Origin of the sequence: Pseudomonas sp. 2848 (genome assembly GCF_003253945.1) — a bacterium.
In the GTDB taxonomy this organism is placed as follows: Bacteria; Pseudomonadota; Gammaproteobacteria; order Pseudomonadales; family Pseudomonadaceae; genus Aquipseudomonas.
On sequence record NZ_QKZD01000004.1, the window covers coordinates 125,281 to 141,540 of the forward strand.

A 16,260-nucleotide genomic window follows, 5' to 3' on the forward strand; every position below is an offset into this window, starting at 1 on the left:
GATATCAGTCCCAGGCCGGCGCCAGGCCGTCCGGGCTGACTTCACGGCCGTCACGCTCCAGGGTGGCGATGCGCGCCATGTCGTCGGCGTCCAGGCGCAGGCTCTGGGCGAGCAGGTTGCTGGCCAGGTTCTCGCGCTTGGTCGATGAAGGGATCACCGCGTAGCCCAGTTGCAATGCCCAGGCCAAGGCCACCTGGGCCACGGTGGCCTTGTGCTTGGCGGCGATTTGCGCCAGCAGCGGATCCTTCAGGACCTTGCCATAGGCCAAGGTCATGTAGGAGGTTGTGGCGATGCCTTGTTCCGCGAGGAAGGCGGTGAGCTTGCGGTTTTGCAGATACGGGCTGAGCTCGATCTGGTTGGTGGCGATCTCCCCCTGGCCGACCACGGCGATGGCCTGGCGGGTCAGCTCGATATTGAAGTTGGAGATGCCGATCTGGCGGGTCAGGCCCTGGCGCTTGGCCTCGGCCAGGGCCTGCATGTATTCGGGCAGTTCGACGCCGTTGCCGGGCGCCGGCCAGTGGATCAGCAGCAGGTCGACATGCTCGGTGCGCAGTTTGGTCAGGCTCTCGCGCAGGCTGGGGATCAGTTTGTCGGCGGCGTAGTTGTCGACCCAGATCTTGGTGGTGATGAACAGCTTGTCGCGCGGCACGCCGCTTGCGGCGATAGCCTGGCCGACCTCGGCCTCGTTCTTGTAGATCTGCGCGGTGTCGATGGCGCGGTAGCCCAGCTCCAGCGCCGCACTGACCGAGTCGATGACGGCCTGGCCGGTGAGGCGGAATGTGCCAAGGCCAAAGGATGGAATGCTCATGGATGTGCTCCTGTCGAGTGAATGAGTGCAGTGTGCAGGGTTCGTCGGAATTGATTAAGGCCTCGACAAACCAAGGTCCTTTGAGCTGGAGTCATGAATGGAGGGTTGGGTTGTGATCGGTGCGTGACAATAATGGCGCTCACCCGCGGAGGGATACGCTGGATAAGACCGGCCGGGCCGATAATCGCAGTCAGGCCAGCGTTACCGGAGGATGTTGTGATTGAGCTAGTGCGGCTAGGCGTGGCCATGGCTGGATCGACGAAGCTGTGGCCTGCCGTATTTCCAGGAGCAGCCTGATTTGTCAGTCAATGCCCTTTACCAGCAGCGGTTCGAGACCGTACTTACCTATATCGAGGACAACCTCGAAGGTGACCTGTCGGTGGAAACCTTGAGCGCCGTGGCACATTTTTCGGCGTTTCATTTTCACCGCCAGTTCAGTGCCTATGTGGGCGTCCCGGTTGCCCGTTATGTGCAGCTGATGCGCCTGCGCCGTGCCGCGCATCGGTTGGTCGGGCAGCCCGAACACTCGGTGCTGGACGCGGCGCTGGCGGCGGGCTTCGAAAGTCCGGAAGCGTTCAGCCGGGCGTTTCGCCGGGCCTTCGGGCATGCGCCCAGCGCGTTGCGCCGGCGGCCGGACTGGCAGGCGCTAGCGCGCAGCCGATCCGCAAATGAAACGGCCCGCCATAAGGCGGGCCGTTCAATGCAGCAGGCGACGATCAGCGGCGGCGGAACAGCGGCAGCGGCTCGTCGGTGGCGCCCTGGTAGGTCACCGAGAAGTCCTTCAGGCTCTGCAGCGCGTCTTCCGGGTCCTTGTCGGCACGGATGGCGAACGCGTCGAAACCGCAGCGGGCCATGTAGAACAGTTGGTCGCGCAGCACGTCGCCAATGGCGCGCAGCTCGCCCTTGAACTTGTAGCGGTCACGCAGCAGGCGCGCGTTGGAATAGCTGCGCCCGTCGGTGAAGGCCGGGAAGTTCAGGGCGATCACCTGGAAGTGCTCGACGTGCTCGCCGATTTCCTCGGCTTCTTCGTCGCTGTCCAGCCAGATGCCCAGGCCGCCGTCGCGGGCCTTGAGCAGGCTCGGATGGTCGCGCCACAGCTGCAGCGGCACGATGTAGTCGTCGCAGTTGGTCAGTTCGTCGATCGAGACGTCCTTGGGCAGCAAGTGCCAGGTTTCGTCGACGATCTGGTTGTTCTTAATGATTCGCTGCATAGACGCGTTCCTTGAAGGGGTCGATGCCGATCCGCTGGTAGGTGTCGATGAAGCGCTCGTCTTCGGTGCGCCGCTCGACGTACACATTGATCAGCTTCTCGATCACGTCGGCCATGTCGTCCTGGGCGAAGGAGGGGCCGAGGATCTTGCCCAGGCTGGCATCGCGCGCGGCATTGCCGCCCAGCGAGACCTGGTAGAACTCCTCGCCCTTCTTGTCCACGCCAAGGATGCCGATGTGGCCGACGTGGTGGTGGCCGCAGGCGTTCATGCAGCCGGAGATGTTCAGGTCGAGCTCACCGATGTCGAACAGGTAGTCCAAGTCGTCGAAGCGGCGCTGGATGGACTCGGCGATCGGGATCGACTTGGCGTTGGCCAGCGAGCAGAAGTCACCGCCCGGGCAGCAGATGATGTCGGTCAGCAGGCCGATGTTCGGGGTGGCGAAGCCTTGCTCGCGCAGTTCCAGCCACAGCGCGTGCAACTGACGCTGCTCGACGTCGGCGAGGATGATGTTCTGCTCGTGGGAGGTGCGCAGGTAGCCGAAGCTGTAGCGCTCGGCCAGGTCGGCGACCGCGTCGAGCTGCTTGTCGGTCAGGTCGCCCGGGGCGACGCCGGTGGGCTTGAGCGACAGGGTCACGGCGACATAGCCCGGCTTCTTGTGCGCACGGGTGTTGCGCGAGCGCCAGCGGGCGAAGCCCGGGTGCTCGGCGTCCAGCGCGCTGAAGTCGGTGTTGTCCAGGGCCAGGTACTCGGGGTCGACGAAGTGGCGGGCGACGCGCTGTACTTCGGCCTCGGTCAGGGTGGTGTTGCCGCCACGCAGGTGGACCATCTCGGCCTCGACCTTCTCGGCGAACACTTCCGGGGTGAGGGCCTTGACCAGGATCTTGATCCGCGCCTTGTACTTGTTGTCACGACGGCCGTAACGGTTGTACACGCGCAGGATGGCGTCCAGGTAGCTGAGCAGGTCCTGCCAGGGCAGGAACTCGTTGATGAATGCGCCGATCACCGGGGTACGGCCCAGGCCGCCTCCGACCAATACGCGGAAGCCCAGTTCGCCTGCGGCGTTGCGCACCGGCTCCAGGCCGATGTCGTGCACCTCGATGGCGGCGCGGTCATCGCTCGAACCGTTGACGGCGATCTTGAACTTGCGTGGCAGGTAGGCGAATTCCGGGTGGAAGGTGGTCCACTGGCGGACGATCTCGCACCACGGGCGCGGGTCGACCAGCTCGTCGGCGGCGACACCGGCGAACTGGTCGGTGGTGACGTTGCGCAGGCAGTTGCCGCTGGTCTGGATCGCGTGCATCTGCACGGTGGCCAGCTCGGCGAGGATCTCGGGGATGTCTTCGAGCGCCGGCCAGTTGTACTGCACGTTCTGGCGCGTGCTGATGTGCGCATAGCCCTTGTCGTAGTCGCGGGCGATCTTCGCCAGCATGCGGGCCTGACGTGCGTTCAGCTGGCCATAGGGCACGGCGACTCGCAACATCGGCGCGAAACGTTGGATATACAGGCCGTTCTGCAGGCGCAGAGGGCGGAATTCTTCTTCGCTCAGCTCACCGGCCAGGTAGCGGCGGGTCTGATCACGGAACTGCTTGACGCGGTCCTCGATGATCCGCTGATCGTACTCGTCGTATACGTACATATAAGTCCTGTCTCAGGCTGCATGCAGCTAATCGCGCGCACGGCCGCGCACTCCGGGGCGGAGCGGAGGAACGATAGCAGAGTGGGTTTATGCGCTAAAGTGATGTTTTTGCATATGAAAAGAACCATTTGGACTAAGTGAGACTGACTGGCATTTGTCCGTTGCGGTACATCGCAGGGCTATAATCCGGGGTTTGCTTCGCAGGGAAGTAACAGCATGCTCAAGGCCTTGTGCCAGAGCCTGTGCCTGAGCCTGCCACTGGCAGCGAGCGCGCAGGCCGCTTCGGTGGTATTTATCAACCCGGGCTACTCCGATGAAACGTTCTGGGTTGACTATTCACGTTTCATGCAGGCCGCCGCCAGCGACCTGGGCATGACCTTGCGCGTGCAGTACAGCGAGCGTCGTGCCGACCTAGCGCTGAACCAGGCTCGGGAGGTGCTGCAAGGACCGCAGCGCCCGGACTATCTGGTGCTGGTCAACGAGCTGTACGTCGCGCCGGAGATCATCCGCTTGTCGCGGGGCACCGGGGTCAAGCTGTTCCTGGTCAACAACGGCCTCACCGACAGCCAGGCACACAGCGTCCAGGCGCAGCCGGACAAATATCCTGAAGTACTCGGCACGTTGGTCAGCAACGACGAGGAGGCCGGCTACCAGATGCTCAAGGCGCTGGTGGCGCAACTGCCTGCCGAAGCCGGGCCGGTCGACCTGCTGGCCTTCGCCGGGGTCAAGACCACGCCGGCTTCGCAGCTGCGCGTGCAGGGCATGCGCCGGGCACTGGCCGAGTGCCCCCGGGTGCGCCTGCGCCAGGTGGTATACGGCGGCTGGAGCCGCGAGCGCGCCTTCGAACAGGCGCAGATGCTGCTCGAGCGCTACCCCGACACCCGTCTGGTGTGGGCGGCCAACGACCAGATGGCGTTCGGTGCCATGCAGGCGTTCGAGACGCTGGGCAAGGTGCCGGGGCGCGATGCCCTGTTCAGTGCGGTCAACAGCTCGCCGGAGGCCCTGCGTGCGCGAATCGACGGGCGTTTGAGCGTGCTCATGGGTGGGCATTTCACCTTGGGCGGCTGGGCCATGGTCATGCTGCATGACGATGCCCAAGGGCTTGCAGTGGATCGCGGCGGCCAGCGTGAGCACAGCGCGCCCGCCCTGCAACTGATCGACCCGGCCAAGGCGCGGCGCTGGCTCAAGCTGCTGGAGCAGGATGACCACGGCATCGACTTCCACCGTTTCAGTGCCGAAGGGCGGCGGGCGGATTTCCGCTACCCGTTTCTCACGTCACCCGTCGAGTATTGAAAGACCCTGCTTGAGCGAAGGGCATTGCTGGACTTAACTGCTGCTTGTGAAGTGCATTCCCATAACCACTACAAGAGGCAATGCAATGGGAAACTCTACCAAGGTCCGCAAAGCTGACAGCAGTGTCGATGCCTGGGCGATCCTGTGTCTGATCGTGCTGGTGGTGGTCACCGCGGTGTACTGGGTCAGCCATCAATAGCGGATAACTGCTCAAGACCGTGAGAAACACCTGAACCGCCCGCGGAAGGGATATCCGCGGGCGGATTGCGTTTAGCCAAGCAGTATTGCCCGGCGCGACTAGCGCGCCGTCAGGTGCATCGCCAGCTGCACCAGGCCGATCAGCACGAAGATGAAGATCAGCGTGAACACTGTCCCCATCACGATGAAATGGCTGGCCTTGCCATAGGTGAAGTCGCGGGCGCGGTTCTTGCCGCTTTGCACGCCAAACGCCGCGGCAAGGATGCTCTGCAGCATCTGCCAGAAGGTCGGTGGCTTGCCATGTTGGCTGTCGTCCATGAGTGGCTCCTGGGTTCAGAGGCAATCATCGACAGTGTAGGCGACTCAGGCCGATGCGATTGCCGGGCTTGCCTGTTCCTGCTCATCCTGGGCCACCACCCGCTCGCACAGCTCGATGATCTGCTCGCGCATCCAGCGGTTGGCCGGGTCCTGGTCGGTGCTTTCGTGCCAGTACAGGTGGGTCTCCAGCGCCGGTACCTCCACCGGCAGGGGTTGGTGGCGCAACTGGTGGCGGCGGGCGAAACGCTCGGGCACGGTCATCACCATGTCGGTCTGCTGCAGTACCTGGGAGGCCATCAGGTAGTGCTGCGAACGCAGGGCGACACGGCGCTGCACGCCCATCTTGCCCAGGGCCAGGTCCACGTAGCCCAGGCCGTTACGGCGGCTGGAGATATGGATGTGGGTCATGGCCAGGTAGTTGTCCAGGCTCAGCTTGCTGTCGGCGTGTGGGTGGCCGGGGCGCATGGCGCAGACATAACGGTCCTGCATGAGCTTGACGTGACGCACCTGAGGGTCGGTGTTCAGCGGCGCGTCGACGGCGAAGTCCAGGCGCCCGGCGGCCAGTTCCTTGGTGGTCTCGCGGCGCTTGCACAGGAAGCTCTCGATCACCAGGGCTGGCGCGAGCCGCCGCAGGCGCTGGAACAGCGGCGGCAGAATCACCGCCTCGGTGAGGTCGGTCATGCTGATGCGGAAGGTCTTGCTCGCCTGCAGCGGGGTGAAGATGCGGCTTTCCTGTACCGAGGTGCGCAGCAGCGACAGCGCGTTGCGCACCGGGCCGATGATGTTCTGCGCCATGGGCGTGGGCACCATGCCCTGGGCGGTGCGCACGAACAGCGGGTCGTTGAACGTCTCGCGCAGGCGTGACAGGGCGTTGGACACCGCCGGCTGGGTGATGCCGACGATCTGCCCGGCGCGGGTCAGGTTGGCTTCGGTGTAGATCGCGTCGAAGACGATGAACAGGTTGAGGTCGACCTTGCTGAGGTTCATGGGCGCCGCTCTTTGTTGGAGTTATGGATCGATCATATATTGGTTATGAATGTTTATACACGAAGAAAATAGACTAGGTGGATGAAGGGTGGCTGTTCTAGGCTCAGGTCCATGTTCTTCATTGACGGAAGGTAGCCCCGATGGATTTCGCCTATTCGCCCAAGGTCCAGGCACTGCGCGAGCGCGTCAGCGCATTCATGGATGCATACGTCTATCCGGCCGAGCCGGTGTTCGAGCGACAGGTCGCCGAGGGCGACCGCTGGCAGCCCACCGCGATCATGGAGGAACTCAAGGCCAAGGCCCGCGCCGAGGGACTTTGGAACCTGTTCCTGCCCGAGTCCGAGTACGGCGCAGGGCTGAGCAACCTTGAGTACGCGCCGCTGGCCGAGATCATGGGCCGTTCGCTGCTGGGGCCCGAGCCGTTCAATTGCTCGGCGCCGGACACCGGCAACATGGAAGTGCTGGTGCGCTACGGCAGCGAGGCGCAGAAACGCCAGTGGCTCGAGCCGCTACTGCGTGGCGAGATCCGTTCGGCGTTCGCCATGACCGAGCCGGACGTGGCCTCATCGGATGCCACCAACATGGCTGCCACCGCCGTGCGTGACGGTGACGAGTGGGTGATCAACGGCCGCAAGTGGTGGACCTCCGGCGCCTGTGACCCGCGCTGCAAGGTGATGATCTTCATGGGCCTGTCCAACCCGGAGGGGCAGCGTCACCAACAGCACTCGATGATCCTGGTGCCCACCGACGCAGCTGGCGTGAAGATCGTCCGCCCACTGCCGGTGTTCGGCTACGACGACGCGCCCCACGGCCACGCCGAAGTGTTGTTCGAGAACGTGCGAGTGCCTTACGAGAACGTGCTCCTCGGCGAGGGCCGTGGCTTCGAGATCGCCCAGGGCCGCCTCGGGCCTGGGCGCATCCACCATTGCATGCGCTCGGTCGGCATGGCCGAACGCGCCCTGGAGCTGATGTGCAAGCGCTCGGTCGAACGCACTGCCTTCGGCCGGCCGCTGGCACGGCTGGGGGGCAACGTCGACAAGATCGCCGACTCGCGGATGGAGATCGACATGGCCCGGCTGCTGACCCTGAAGGCCGCGTACATGATGGACACCGTCGGCAACAAGGTGGCCCGCAGCGAGATCGCCCAGATCAAGGTGGTGGCGCCGAACGTGGCACTGAAGGTGATCGACCGGGCGATCCAGATCCATGGCGGGGCAGGGGTGAGCGGTGATTTCCCGCTGGCCTACATGTACGCGATGCAGCGCACCCTGCGCCTGGCCGACGGGCCGGATGAGGTGCACCGGGCGGCGATTGGCAAGTATGAGATTGGCAAGTATGTGCCGAAGGAAATGCTCCGTAGCGAGCGCTAGGGTTTGCCGCCTGAGTCGTGGTGGCTGGCATTGACGACAGAAGACCCGCCTAGGCGGGTCTTCTGATCGGCATTCGGCCTGGCAGGATCAAACCCCCGCCGCCAGCTTTGCACCCATCTGCCGACGACGATACGCACTGTCGCGGCTGGCCAGCCACCAGTACAGCGGCGAGGTGATCGCCAGCCCCACCAGCCACGACAGGTCGGCGCCGTTGATGTGCTCGGACACCGGCCCGACATACAGCGGCGTGTTCATGAACGGGATCTGTACCACGATACCCACCGCGTAGGCGATCAGCGCCTGGGGGTTGTAGCGGCCGTAGATGCCGCCGTCGACCTTGAAGATCGAGTCGATGTCGTAGTCGCCCTTGTGGATGACATAGAAGTCGATCAGGTTGATCGCCGTCCACGGCACCAGCACCACCAGCAACACCAGCACCATGTCGACGAAGTGGCCGATGAAGTCCGCCGAGGCGAACACCGCCACCACGCAGCAGGCCGCCAGGACGACCAGCGACAGCACGGCGCGGCTCTTGGCAGTGGGGATCCAGCGGTAGGCGAAGGTCTGCACCAGGGTGATGATCGACAGCACCGCGCCGTACAGGTTGAGCGCGTTGTGGCTGATCACGCTGAGCAGGAACAGCACCAGCATCAGCGGGCCGAGAGTGCCGGTGGCAAGCTTGACCGCGTCCATGGTGTCCATCCCGGCAGGAATCGCCAGCACCGCCACCGCGCCGAAGATGAACGACAGGCTCGAGCCCAGGGCCGAGCCCAGGTAGGTGGTCCAGAAGGTCGAGGAAACCTTCACGTCGGCCGGCAGGTAGCGCGAGTAGTCCGACACGTAGGGTGCGAAGGCGATCTGCCACAGCGCCGCCAGGGACACGGTGGCCAGCCAGCCGGCCAGGTTGAAGCCGCCACGGGTGAGGAAGTCGTCGCTCTGCACGTGGCTGAAGATGTAGCCGAAGCCGACCACGATGCCAACACCCAGTACCCAGGTACCGATGCGGTTGAGCACGTGGATGAAGCGGTAGCCGATGATGCCGATGATGCCGGAGCCCAATGCGCCGATGACGATGCCCACGGAAACCGGCACCGTCTCGACCACGCCATGCAGCGACTTGCCGGCCAGGACGATGTTGGAGGCGAAGAAGCCGATGTACATCACCCCGGCGATCACCACTACCAGCAGGGCGCCGAGCGAACCGAACTGGGCGCGGCTCTGGATCATCTGCGGGATGCCCATCTGCGGGCCCTGCGCTGAATGCAGGGCCATGAGTACGCCGCCGAGCAGATGGCCGACCAGGATGGCGACGACGCCCCACACCAGGTTGAGGTGGAACAACTGCACGCCCAGCGCGCCGGTGACGATGGGCAGTGGCGCGATGTTGCCGCCGAACCACAGTGTGAACAGATCCCTTACCTTTCCATGGCGGTCTTGCGGCGGCACGTAGCCGATCGTGTGTTTCTCGATGAGGGGTGCCGAATTGGCTGCACTGGTCATGACTGACTCCAAGGCAAGGTGGGGCATCGGGTGTTGCCCGGGTGCGTGCCGGCAAGGGGCGACGCGTTCTTGTTGGCGCGATGATGCGGCGCGGGCGGGGATCGAGAAATTAGTAAATTTGTGCTCATGAGCCTTAAAAAACCTAAGGCTGGCAAAAGCTTGGGCGGCGGAGGCACAAGCCCGCCGCCATGATGCGCAGGCGTGAACACGCCTGTGGCGCAGCGGCTATGCTGTCTAGTGCGCGGGTTGAGTGGGGGAGCGCCTCATGGCGACGCTGGAGCGGGCCATCGCGATGGCCATCAAGGCACACGAAGGGCAGTTCGACAAAGGCGGGACGGCTTACATCCTTCACCCGCTGCGGGTGATGGGGCGGGTGATCACCCCTGAGCAGCGCATCGTCGCGGTGTTGCACGATGTGCTGGAAGACACGCCGCTGACCCTGGCCGACCTCGCCCGAGAAGGTTTTCCGCTGAAGATCCTCGCCGCGCTGCTGGCGCTGAGCCGGCGCGAGGGCGAGAGCTACGAGGCGTTCGTCATTCGCCTGGGTGTGGACCCCTTGGCGCGCCAGGTGAAGCTGGCGGACCTGGCCGACAACAGCGACCTTTCGCGCATCCCCTGCCCAGGCCCGGCCGATGTGGCCCGGCTCTGCCGTTACCAGCAGGCCAGCGCCTACCTGCAGACGCTGGCCTGAAGGCCTTCAGCCGCAGGCCTTGAGGTTGACCGGGCCGACGAAGGCGTTGCCGCGCCCCATCACGCATGCCACTTGCTGGTTGCGCTGCAGTTCCCAGGCCTGCGGCGGGTAGGTCTTGTTCCAGGCCTCGAACAACTGGCGGTCCTGTTTGGACAGGCGCAGGTCGTACTGTTTGCTCATGTAGAAGTAGGTGCGCGCGATCATTCCGCGGATCGACGGGCGTGGCATGACCTTCTTGGCCTTGAAGTCGACCTGGGTCAGGCAACTGCCGTACTGGCCATGCTGCTCGGGCAACCAGCCGAAGCTGAAGTTGCTGCGGTCGCCGTTGACCTCGCCGATGCTCGGCACCAGGTTGTGCAGGTCGGCCTCGGCCCGCTGGTAGACCTTGTCGTTGCGCGAGCAGTTCTTGCGCCCGCCGTCCTGCCAGCACTGGCGCTGATGGCCGATCTGCCAGGCCGGGACAATGTGCTCCCACTCGATGCGCGAGGCACGGTTGAGGTTCTTGCGCGGCGCATAGCCACAGGACGCCAGGTCGACTTTGTTGCCCTGGTACTTGCAGCCGCAATAGAACTCGGTGGACTGCGGCGCGTACAGCTTCCAGGCGACCTTCTTGGCCTCCTGGAAGGTGCGCGGGGCGTCGGCGTGGGCGAGGGGTGTGAGCAGCAGCAGGCAGGCAGCGAAAAGCGAAACTCTCATGTGCAATCAGTCTTCCTTCGGCACGGTCCAGAACACCTGCACGCCGCCATCGTCGCGGTGGGCGAGGGTGACGTTGTCGTTCTCGGCGATTTCCTCGAGCAGCGTGGCCCAGTCGTCAGGCGATTCGTGCTCCAGGCGGAAGATCAGGGCGGCGCGGCTGCGCTGGGCGGTGGGGCTGTTGATGATCTTCTGGATGCGCTGACCCAGTAGTTCATAACTGCTTGGCGACGCTGGGGCGGGTTTGGCCACGGGGCTGTTCCTTGTTTTGCTGTATGTGCATACAGTATTTCACTGTAAGCCGTTTCGCAACAGCAGGTAGGATGAAAGCCGTATAAGACCGTGGTAGAGGGATTGGTTCCATTGAAAGCATCGCGGGGCCAGCCCGCTCCCACACAATCGCCGCAGACTTGTGGGAGCGGGCTGGCCCCGCGATGGGCCGGTATGTTCAACACGCCAGCCCGAGGTGCATGCCGATCAGTATTCCCAGAAGATCCGCTGCAGCTCTTTGCTGTCCTGGGTCTTGGTCATTGCGACCATAGCCAGGATCCGCGCCTTCTGCGGGTTCAGGTCATGGGCCACGACCCAGTCGTTCTTGTCGTCAGGCTGTTCGGCATTGCGCAGCACGAAGCCGCCCTGGTTGACGTGGGACGAACGGATGATCTGCACGCCTTCCTTGCGCAGCTCCTGCAGCGCCGGCACCACGCGCGACGACACCGAGCCATTACCGGTACCGGCGTGGATGATCGCCTTCGCGCCACCCTGGGCCAGCGCCTTGTAGGCGGTGTCGGTCACGTTGCCGTAGCCGTAGGCGATATCCACGGCCGGCAGCTTGCTGATGGTCTTGATGTCGAACTCGGAGTTGACGGTGTGGCGCTTGGCCGGCAGGCGGAAGAAGTACGACTTGCCTTCGACCACCATGCCCAGCGGGCCCCACTGGCTCTTGAAGGCTTCGGTCTTGATATTGACCGCCTTGCTCACGTCACGGCCGGACTGGATCTCGTCGTTCATGGTCACCAGCACGCCCTTGCCACGGGCGTCCTTGCTGCTGGCCACGGCCACGGCGTTGTACAGGTTGAGCATGCCGTCGGCGGACATCGCGGTGCCCGGACGCATCGAACCGACCACGATGATCGGCTTGTCGGTCTTCTCCACCAGGTTGAGGAAGTAGGCGGTTTCTTCCAGGGTGTCGGTGCCGTGGGTTATGACGATGCCATCGACGTCCTTGCTGTCGGCCAGTTCGGCGACGCGCTTGCCCAGCTTGAGCAGGTCGTCGTTGCCGATGCTTTCCGAGGCGACCTGCATCACCTGCTCGCCGCGCACGTTGGCCAGGTCCTTCAGCTCCGGCACGCCGGCGATCAGCTTGTCGATGCCTACCTTGGCGGCCTGGTAAGTGGCGCTGTTGGCGGCGCTGGCGCCAGCGCCGGCGATGGTGCCGCCGGTGGCGAGGATGACCACGTTGGCGAGTTTCTGTTGTTGCGCGGCTTCCTTGGCGGAAACGCCGGTCGGCAGTACCAACAGCAGCGCCAGGGCGCTCGGTGCGAAGGTCTTGATAGCGGATTTCATCATTACTGCTTCTCTCTTCCTGGGTGAGATGTGCGTTATGTCGCACGGCTATAAGGCAGATTTCGTACCATCAACTACCGTTCGTCGCATTTCATCTTTAAACCCCTGTTCTGACTGGGAGTACTCGATGAGACCGTTGGGTCAACTTGCTTCTGGTTGTTCGGTGGGCCGAACAAGCGTAGGAAATGTGTTCGGTTTTTCGGACTAATTGCGGATAATCCGGCCTGCGTAGATGCGGCTTCCTACGCTGTGCATTGACAAACCGGCAGCCTGTTTACATAGTTAGCCACCGCAAACGTTTGCGATCCGATAAAAACCACAAGATTCGGAGTCATTTCCATGAAGCTGCCGTTTTCCGGCCGTCCGCTGGCCCTCGCCGTTCTGTCGTCGCTTATGTTCTCCCTGCCTGTCGCCCACGCCGAGGAGGCGCCCAAGGTCGCCCTGGTGATGAAATCCCTGGCCAACGAGTTCTTCCGCACCATGGAAGACGGCGCCAAGGATTATCAGAAAACCCATGCCAGCGAATTCGAGCTGGTCGCCAACGGCATCAAGAACGAGACCGACACCGGCGAGCAGATCCGTATCGTCGAGCAGATGGTCAACTCGGGCGCCAAGGCGCTGGTCATCGCCCCGGCCGACTCCAAGGCGCTGGTATCGGCGGTGAAGAAGGCCATGGACAAGGGCGTGATCGTGATCAACATCGATAATCGCCTCGATCCCGAAACCCTCAAGAGCAAGGGCATCAGCGTGCCGTTCGTAGGCCCGGACAACCGCAAGGGCGCGCGTATGGTCGGCGACTACCTGGCCCAGCAAAAGCTCAAGGCCGGTGACCAGGTCGGCATCATCGAAGGCGTGCCGACCACTACCAATGCCCAGCAGCGCACCGCCGGTTTCAAGGACGCCATGGAAGCCGCGCAGATGAAGATCGTCTCGGTGCAATCGGGCAACTGGGAGATCGACAAGGGCAACGCCGTGGCCGCCTCGATGCTCAACGAATACCCCGATTTGAAGGCGCTGCTGGCCGGCAACGACAGCATGGCCCTGGGCGCCGTCTCGGCCGTGCGCGCCGCCGGCAAGACCGGCCAGGTGCAGGTGGTCGGCTACGACAACATCAAGGCCATCGAGCCGATGCTCAAGGACGGCCGCGTGCTCGCCACCCTAGACCAGGCGGCCAGCAAGCAGGCGGTGTTCGGTATCCAGGCGGCGCTGAAGATGCTCAAGGGCGAGCAGCCGGAGAATCTGAACGCCGACAATGTCATCGAGACCCCGGTCGAGCTGATCACCCAGTGAAGTGATATCGCAGGGGCGTGGGAGCGGGCTTGCCCCGCGATGGCGTCGGAAGATGCAACAAGGGTATCTGCCCTGACGCTATCGCGGGGCAAGCCCGCTCCCACGAAAGCCCGCCTTCTAAACGCGTCATGCTTCGTCCTAGGAGAGAATGGCCATGTCAGTACCGGCCAATGAAACCGTGCTAGCCGTCAGCGGCCTGGGCAAGACCTACGCCCAGCCCGTGCTCGGCGATGTCACCCTCGAGCTGCGCGGCGGCGAGGTGCTGGCCCTGACCGGCGAGAACGGCGCGGGCAAGTCGACCCTGTCCAAGCTGATCAGCGGCCTGGAAATCCCCACCACCGGGCAGATGCTCTACCGCGGCCAGCCCTACGCCCCCGGCAGCCGCGCCGAGGCCGAGCGCCTCGGCGTGCGCATGGTGATGCAGGAACTCAACCTGCTGCCGACGCTGACCGTGGCCGAGAACCTGTTCCTCGACAACCTGCCCAGCCGCCTCGGCTGGATCAGCCAGAAGCGTCTGCGCCAGCTGGCCACCGCAGCCATGGCCCAGGTCGGCCTGGATGCCATCGACCCGGACACCCCCGTCGGCGAGCTGGGCATCGGCCACCAGCAGATGGTCGAGATCGCCCGCAACCTGATCGGCGACTGCCATGTGCTGATCTTCGACGAACCCACGGCCATGCTCACCGCCCGCGAGGTGGATCTGCTGTTCACCCAGATCGAACGCCTGCGCCAGCGCGGCGTGGCCATCGTGTATATCTCCCACCGCCTCGAAGAGCTGCAGCAAGTGGCCCAGCGTATCGCCGTGCTGCGCGATGGCAAGCTGGTGTGCGCCGAGCCGATCCAGCGCTACAACAGTGAGCAACTGGTCAACCTGATGGTCGGCCGCGAGCTGGGCGAGCATATCGACCTGGGCCAGCGCACGATCGGTGCGCCGCTGCTCAAGATCGACGGGCTCAGCCGCGGCGACAAGGTGCGCGAGGTGTCGTTCGAGGTCAGGGCAGGGGAGATCTTCGGTATCTCCGGCCTGATCGGTGCCGGGCGTACCGAGCTGCTGCGCCTGATCTACGGCGCCGACCGCGCCGACAGCGGCCAGGTCGCCCTCGGCCAGCCGCCGGTGCCGGTGACCATCGACTCGCCCAAGGCCGCGGTCAAGGCTGGCATTGCACTGATTACCGAGGACCGCAAGGGCGAAGGCCTGCTGCTGAGCCAGTCGATCAGTGCCAATATTGCCCTGGGCAACCTCGGCGCGGTGTCCCGTGCCGGCGTGCTCGACGCGGACGCCGAGCGTGAGCTGGCCGAGCGCCAGATAGGCGCCATGCGTATCCGCAGCGCCAGCCCCGCCCAGGCCGTGGGCGAGCTGTCCGGCGGCAACCAACAGAAGGTGGTGATTGGCCGCTGGCTGGAGCGCGATTGCCAGGTACTGCTGTTCGATGAGCCGACCCGCGGCATTGATGTCGGCGCCAAGTTCGACATCTACGGCCTGCTTGCCGAGCTCGCCCGCCAGGGCAAGGCCCTGGTGGTGGTGTCCAGCGACCTGCGCGAGCTGATGCTGATCTGCGACCGCATCGCCGTGCTCTCGGCGGGCCGCCTGATCGACACCTTCGACCGTGAGCACTGGACCCAGGACCAACTCCTCGCCGCCGCCTTCGCCGGCTACCAGAAACGTGACGCCCTGCTGCACGACGCAGCTCCCAGGATGGATGCATGAAAACCACAACAAACACCTCGGACGCCGCGCCAGTGCGCCGCAGCGGCACCTATTTCGGCCTGGGCACCTACCTGGGGCTGGCCGGGGCCTTGCTGGCGATGATCGTGCTGTTCTCGTTGCTGAGCAGCCATTTCCTGTCCTACGCCACCTTCAGCACCCTGGCCAATCAGATCCCCGACCTGATGGTGCTGGCGGTGGGCATGACCTTCGTGCTGATCATCGGCGGCATCGACCTGTCGGTCGGCTCGGTACTGGCCCTGGCGGCTTCGACCGTCAGCGTGGCGATCCTCGGCTGGGGCTGGAGCGTGCTGCCCGCCGCCTTGCTCGGCATGGCCGTGGCGGCCTTGGCCGGCACCGTCACCGGCAGCATCACCGTGGCCTGGCGCATCCCTTCGTTCATCGTCTCGCTGGGCGTGCTGGAGATGGCCCGTGGCCTGGCCTACCAGTTCACCGATTCGCGCACCGCGTACATCGGCGATGCCTTCGCCTGGTTCTCCAACCCGATCGCCTTCGGTATTTCCCCGGCTTTCATCATCGCCTTGCTGGTGATCGTGCTGGCCCAACTGGTGCTGACCCGTACCGTGTTCGGTCGCTACCTGATCGGTATCGGCACCAACGAAGAGGCTGTGCGCCTGGCCGGTATCGACCCACGCCCCTTCAAGATCCTGGTGTTCGCCCTGATGGGCGTGCTCGCGGGCCTCGCCGCGCTGTTCCAGATCTCGCGCCTGGAGGCCGCCGACCCCAATGCCGGCTCGGGCATGGAGCTGCAGGTGATCGCCGCCGTGGTGATCGGCGGCACCAGCCTGATGGGCGGGCGCGGCTCGGTCATCAGCACCTTCTTCGGTGTGCTGATCATCTCGGTGCTGGCCGCCGGGCTGGCCCAGATCGGCGCCTCGGAACCGACCAAACGCATCATCACCGGGGCGGTCATCGTCATCGCCGTGGTACTCGACACTTACCGCAGCCGGCGTGCGAGCCGGCGGAACTGAAA

Annotated in this window: 15 protein-coding genes and 1 pseudogene; 7 read left to right on the forward strand and 9 right to left on the reverse strand. The window is 64.3% G+C overall.

The features are described from left to right. Positions 1-4 precede the first annotated feature (4 nt). A complete protein-coding gene (dkgB, locus tag DFS21_RS09805) occupies positions 5-808 on the reverse strand; it encodes a 2,5-didehydrogluconate reductase DkgB (protein WP_110703627.1) in 804 nt (267 codons plus the stop codon). A 271-nt stretch (positions 809-1,079) separates the two neighbouring features. On the opposite strand from dkgB, the pseudogene DFS21_RS09810 reads away from it, so the two are divergent. Further along, positions 1,080-1,451 (forward strand): annotated as a pseudogene (locus tag DFS21_RS09810) (helix-turn-helix domain-containing protein); the annotation flags it as partial. A 73-nt stretch (positions 1,452-1,524) separates the two neighbouring features. Here DFS21_RS09810 and DFS21_RS09815 read toward each other — a convergent pair. Together DFS21_RS09815 and DFS21_RS09820 are read right to left on the reverse strand one after the other, a co-directional pair. Then, positions 1,525-2,019 (reverse strand): DUF934 domain-containing protein, encoded by a 495-nt coding sequence (locus tag DFS21_RS09815; protein WP_023629994.1) that lies wholly within the window; start codon positions 2,017-2,019, stop codon positions 1,525-1,527. Then, a complete protein-coding gene (locus tag DFS21_RS09820) occupies positions 2,003-3,655 on the reverse strand; it encodes a nitrite/sulfite reductase (RefSeq protein ID WP_110703625.1) in 1,653 nt (550 codons plus the stop codon). The genes DFS21_RS09815 and DFS21_RS09820 overlap by 17 nt, the downstream gene beginning before the upstream one ends. Positions 3,656-3,871: 216 nt before the next feature. Here DFS21_RS09820 and DFS21_RS09825 point away from each other — a divergent pair, with 216 nt between their 5' ends. Then, positions 3,872-4,948, forward strand: a complete 1,077-nt coding sequence (locus tag DFS21_RS09825) for an ABC transporter substrate-binding protein (protein WP_111532204.1) — start codon at positions 3,872-3,874, stop codon at positions 4,946-4,948. A gap of 297 nt (positions 4,949-5,245) precedes the next feature. On the opposite strand, the gene DFS21_RS09830 is transcribed toward DFS21_RS09825, so the two are convergent. Both DFS21_RS09830 and DFS21_RS09835 read right to left on the reverse strand, forming a co-directional pair. Beyond that, complete coding sequence (locus DFS21_RS09830) at positions 5,246-5,464, reverse strand: DUF2970 domain-containing protein (RefSeq protein ID WP_094011402.1); 219 nt, start codon at positions 5,462-5,464, stop codon at positions 5,246-5,248. A 45-nt stretch (positions 5,465-5,509) separates the two neighbouring features. Next, positions 5,510-6,451 (reverse strand): LysR family transcriptional regulator, encoded by a 942-nt coding sequence (locus DFS21_RS09835; protein ID WP_102682867.1) that lies wholly within the window; start codon positions 6,449-6,451, stop codon positions 5,510-5,512. Positions 6,452-6,591: 140 nt separating this feature from the next. Here DFS21_RS09835 and DFS21_RS09840 point away from each other — a divergent pair, with 140 nt between their 5' ends. Beyond that, a complete protein-coding gene (locus DFS21_RS09840) occupies positions 6,592-7,821 on the forward strand; it encodes an acyl-CoA dehydrogenase (RefSeq protein ID WP_110703621.1) in 1,230 nt (409 codons plus the stop codon). Between the two features lie 87 nt (positions 7,822-7,908). On the opposite strand, the gene DFS21_RS09845 is transcribed toward DFS21_RS09840, so the two are convergent. Next, positions 7,909-9,321, reverse strand: coding sequence for a cytosine permease (locus tag DFS21_RS09845; RefSeq protein ID WP_110703619.1), 1,413 nt, complete (start codon positions 9,319-9,321; stop codon positions 7,909-7,911). Positions 9,322-9,586: 265 nt separating this feature from the next. Here DFS21_RS09845 and DFS21_RS09850 point away from each other — a divergent pair, with 265 nt between their 5' ends. Then, positions 9,587-10,012, forward strand: a complete 426-nt coding sequence (locus tag DFS21_RS09850; protein ID WP_110703617.1) for a bifunctional (p)ppGpp synthetase/guanosine-3',5'-bis(diphosphate) 3'-pyrophosphohydrolase — start codon at positions 9,587-9,589, stop codon at positions 10,010-10,012. 6 nt (positions 10,013-10,018) lie between these two features. Here the strand turns inward: DFS21_RS09850 and DFS21_RS09855 are convergent, their stop codons facing one another. The 3 genes from DFS21_RS09855 to DFS21_RS09865 form a co-directional block, all read right to left on the reverse strand. Next, on the reverse strand, positions 10,019-10,708 hold the full coding sequence (locus DFS21_RS09855; RefSeq protein WP_046855152.1) for an endonuclease: 690 nt from the start codon (positions 10,706-10,708) through the stop codon (positions 10,019-10,021). Between the two features lie 6 nt (positions 10,709-10,714). Continuing rightward, positions 10,715-10,957: a DUF1654 domain-containing protein gene (locus DFS21_RS09860; protein ID WP_046855153.1), complete on the reverse strand. Its 243-nt coding sequence runs from the start codon at positions 10,955-10,957 to the stop codon at positions 10,715-10,717. A gap of 225 nt (positions 10,958-11,182) precedes the next feature. Further along, positions 11,183-12,271 carry an asparaginase gene (locus tag DFS21_RS09865; protein WP_110704619.1) on the reverse strand — a complete coding sequence of 363 codons (1,089 nt, stop codon included), beginning with the start codon at positions 12,269-12,271 and terminating at the stop codon, positions 11,183-11,185. Positions 12,272-12,610: 339 nt separating this feature from the next. On the opposite strand from DFS21_RS09865, the gene DFS21_RS09870 reads away from it, so the two are divergent. The 3 genes from DFS21_RS09870 to DFS21_RS09880 all read left to right on the forward strand — a co-directional run bounded on the left by DFS21_RS09870 (position 12,611) and on the right by DFS21_RS09880 (position 16,258). Further along, positions 12,611-13,561 (forward strand): sugar ABC transporter substrate-binding protein, encoded by a 951-nt coding sequence (locus tag DFS21_RS09870; RefSeq protein ID WP_111532205.1) that lies wholly within the window; start codon positions 12,611-12,613, stop codon positions 13,559-13,561. A 154-nt stretch (positions 13,562-13,715) separates the two neighbouring features. Then, entirely contained in the window at positions 13,716-15,269 is a 1,554-nt protein-coding gene (locus DFS21_RS09875) for a sugar ABC transporter ATP-binding protein (RefSeq protein WP_111532206.1), read from the forward strand. Next, positions 15,266-16,258 carry an ABC transporter permease gene (locus DFS21_RS09880; protein ID WP_110704607.1) on the forward strand — a complete coding sequence of 331 codons (993 nt, stop codon included), beginning with the start codon at positions 15,266-15,268 and terminating at the stop codon, positions 16,256-16,258. The genes DFS21_RS09875 and DFS21_RS09880 overlap by 4 nt, the downstream gene beginning before the upstream one ends. Positions 16,259-16,260 lie beyond the last annotated feature (2 nt).

Excerpts from the sequence above, each read along its gene's own strand:
- dkgB (WP_110703627.1), bottom strand. The coding sequence starts at position 808 with ATGAGCATTCCATCCTTTGGCCTTGGCACATTCCGCCTCACCGGCCAG.
- DFS21_RS09815 (WP_023629994.1), bottom strand. The coding sequence starts at position 2,019 with ATGCAGCGAATCATTAAGAACAACCAGATCGTCGACGAAACCTGGCAC.
- DFS21_RS09820 (WP_110703625.1), bottom strand. The coding sequence starts at position 3,655 with ATGTACGTATACGACGAGTACGATCAGCGGATCATCGAGGACCGCGTC.
- DFS21_RS09825 (WP_111532204.1), top strand. The coding sequence starts at position 3,872 with ATGCTCAAGGCCTTGTGCCAGAGCCTGTGCCTGAGCCTGCCACTGGCA.
- DFS21_RS09830 (WP_094011402.1), bottom strand. The coding sequence starts at position 5,464 with ATGGACGACAGCCAACATGGCAAGCCACCGACCTTCTGGCAGATGCTG.
- DFS21_RS09835 (WP_102682867.1), bottom strand. The coding sequence starts at position 6,451 with ATGAACCTCAGCAAGGTCGACCTCAACCTGTTCATCGTCTTCGACGCG.
- DFS21_RS09840 (WP_110703621.1), top strand. The coding sequence starts at position 6,592 with ATGGATTTCGCCTATTCGCCCAAGGTCCAGGCACTGCGCGAGCGCGTC.
- DFS21_RS09845 (WP_110703619.1), bottom strand. The coding sequence starts at position 9,321 with ATGACCAGTGCAGCCAATTCGGCACCCCTCATCGAGAAACACACGATC.
- DFS21_RS09850 (WP_110703617.1), top strand. The coding sequence starts at position 9,587 with ATGGCGACGCTGGAGCGGGCCATCGCGATGGCCATCAAGGCACACGAA.
- DFS21_RS09855 (WP_046855152.1), bottom strand. The coding sequence starts at position 10,708 with ATGAGAGTTTCGCTTTTCGCTGCCTGCCTGCTGCTGCTCACACCCCTC.
- DFS21_RS09865 (WP_110704619.1), bottom strand. The coding sequence starts at position 12,271 with ATGAAATCCGCTATCAAGACCTTCGCACCGAGCGCCCTGGCGCTGCTG.
- DFS21_RS09870 (WP_111532205.1), top strand. The coding sequence starts at position 12,611 with ATGAAGCTGCCGTTTTCCGGCCGTCCGCTGGCCCTCGCCGTTCTGTCG.
- DFS21_RS09875 (WP_111532206.1), top strand. The coding sequence starts at position 13,716 with ATGTCAGTACCGGCCAATGAAACCGTGCTAGCCGTCAGCGGCCTGGGC.
- DFS21_RS09880 (WP_110704607.1), top strand. The coding sequence starts at position 15,266 with ATGAAAACCACAACAAACACCTCGGACGCCGCGCCAGTGCGCCGCAGC.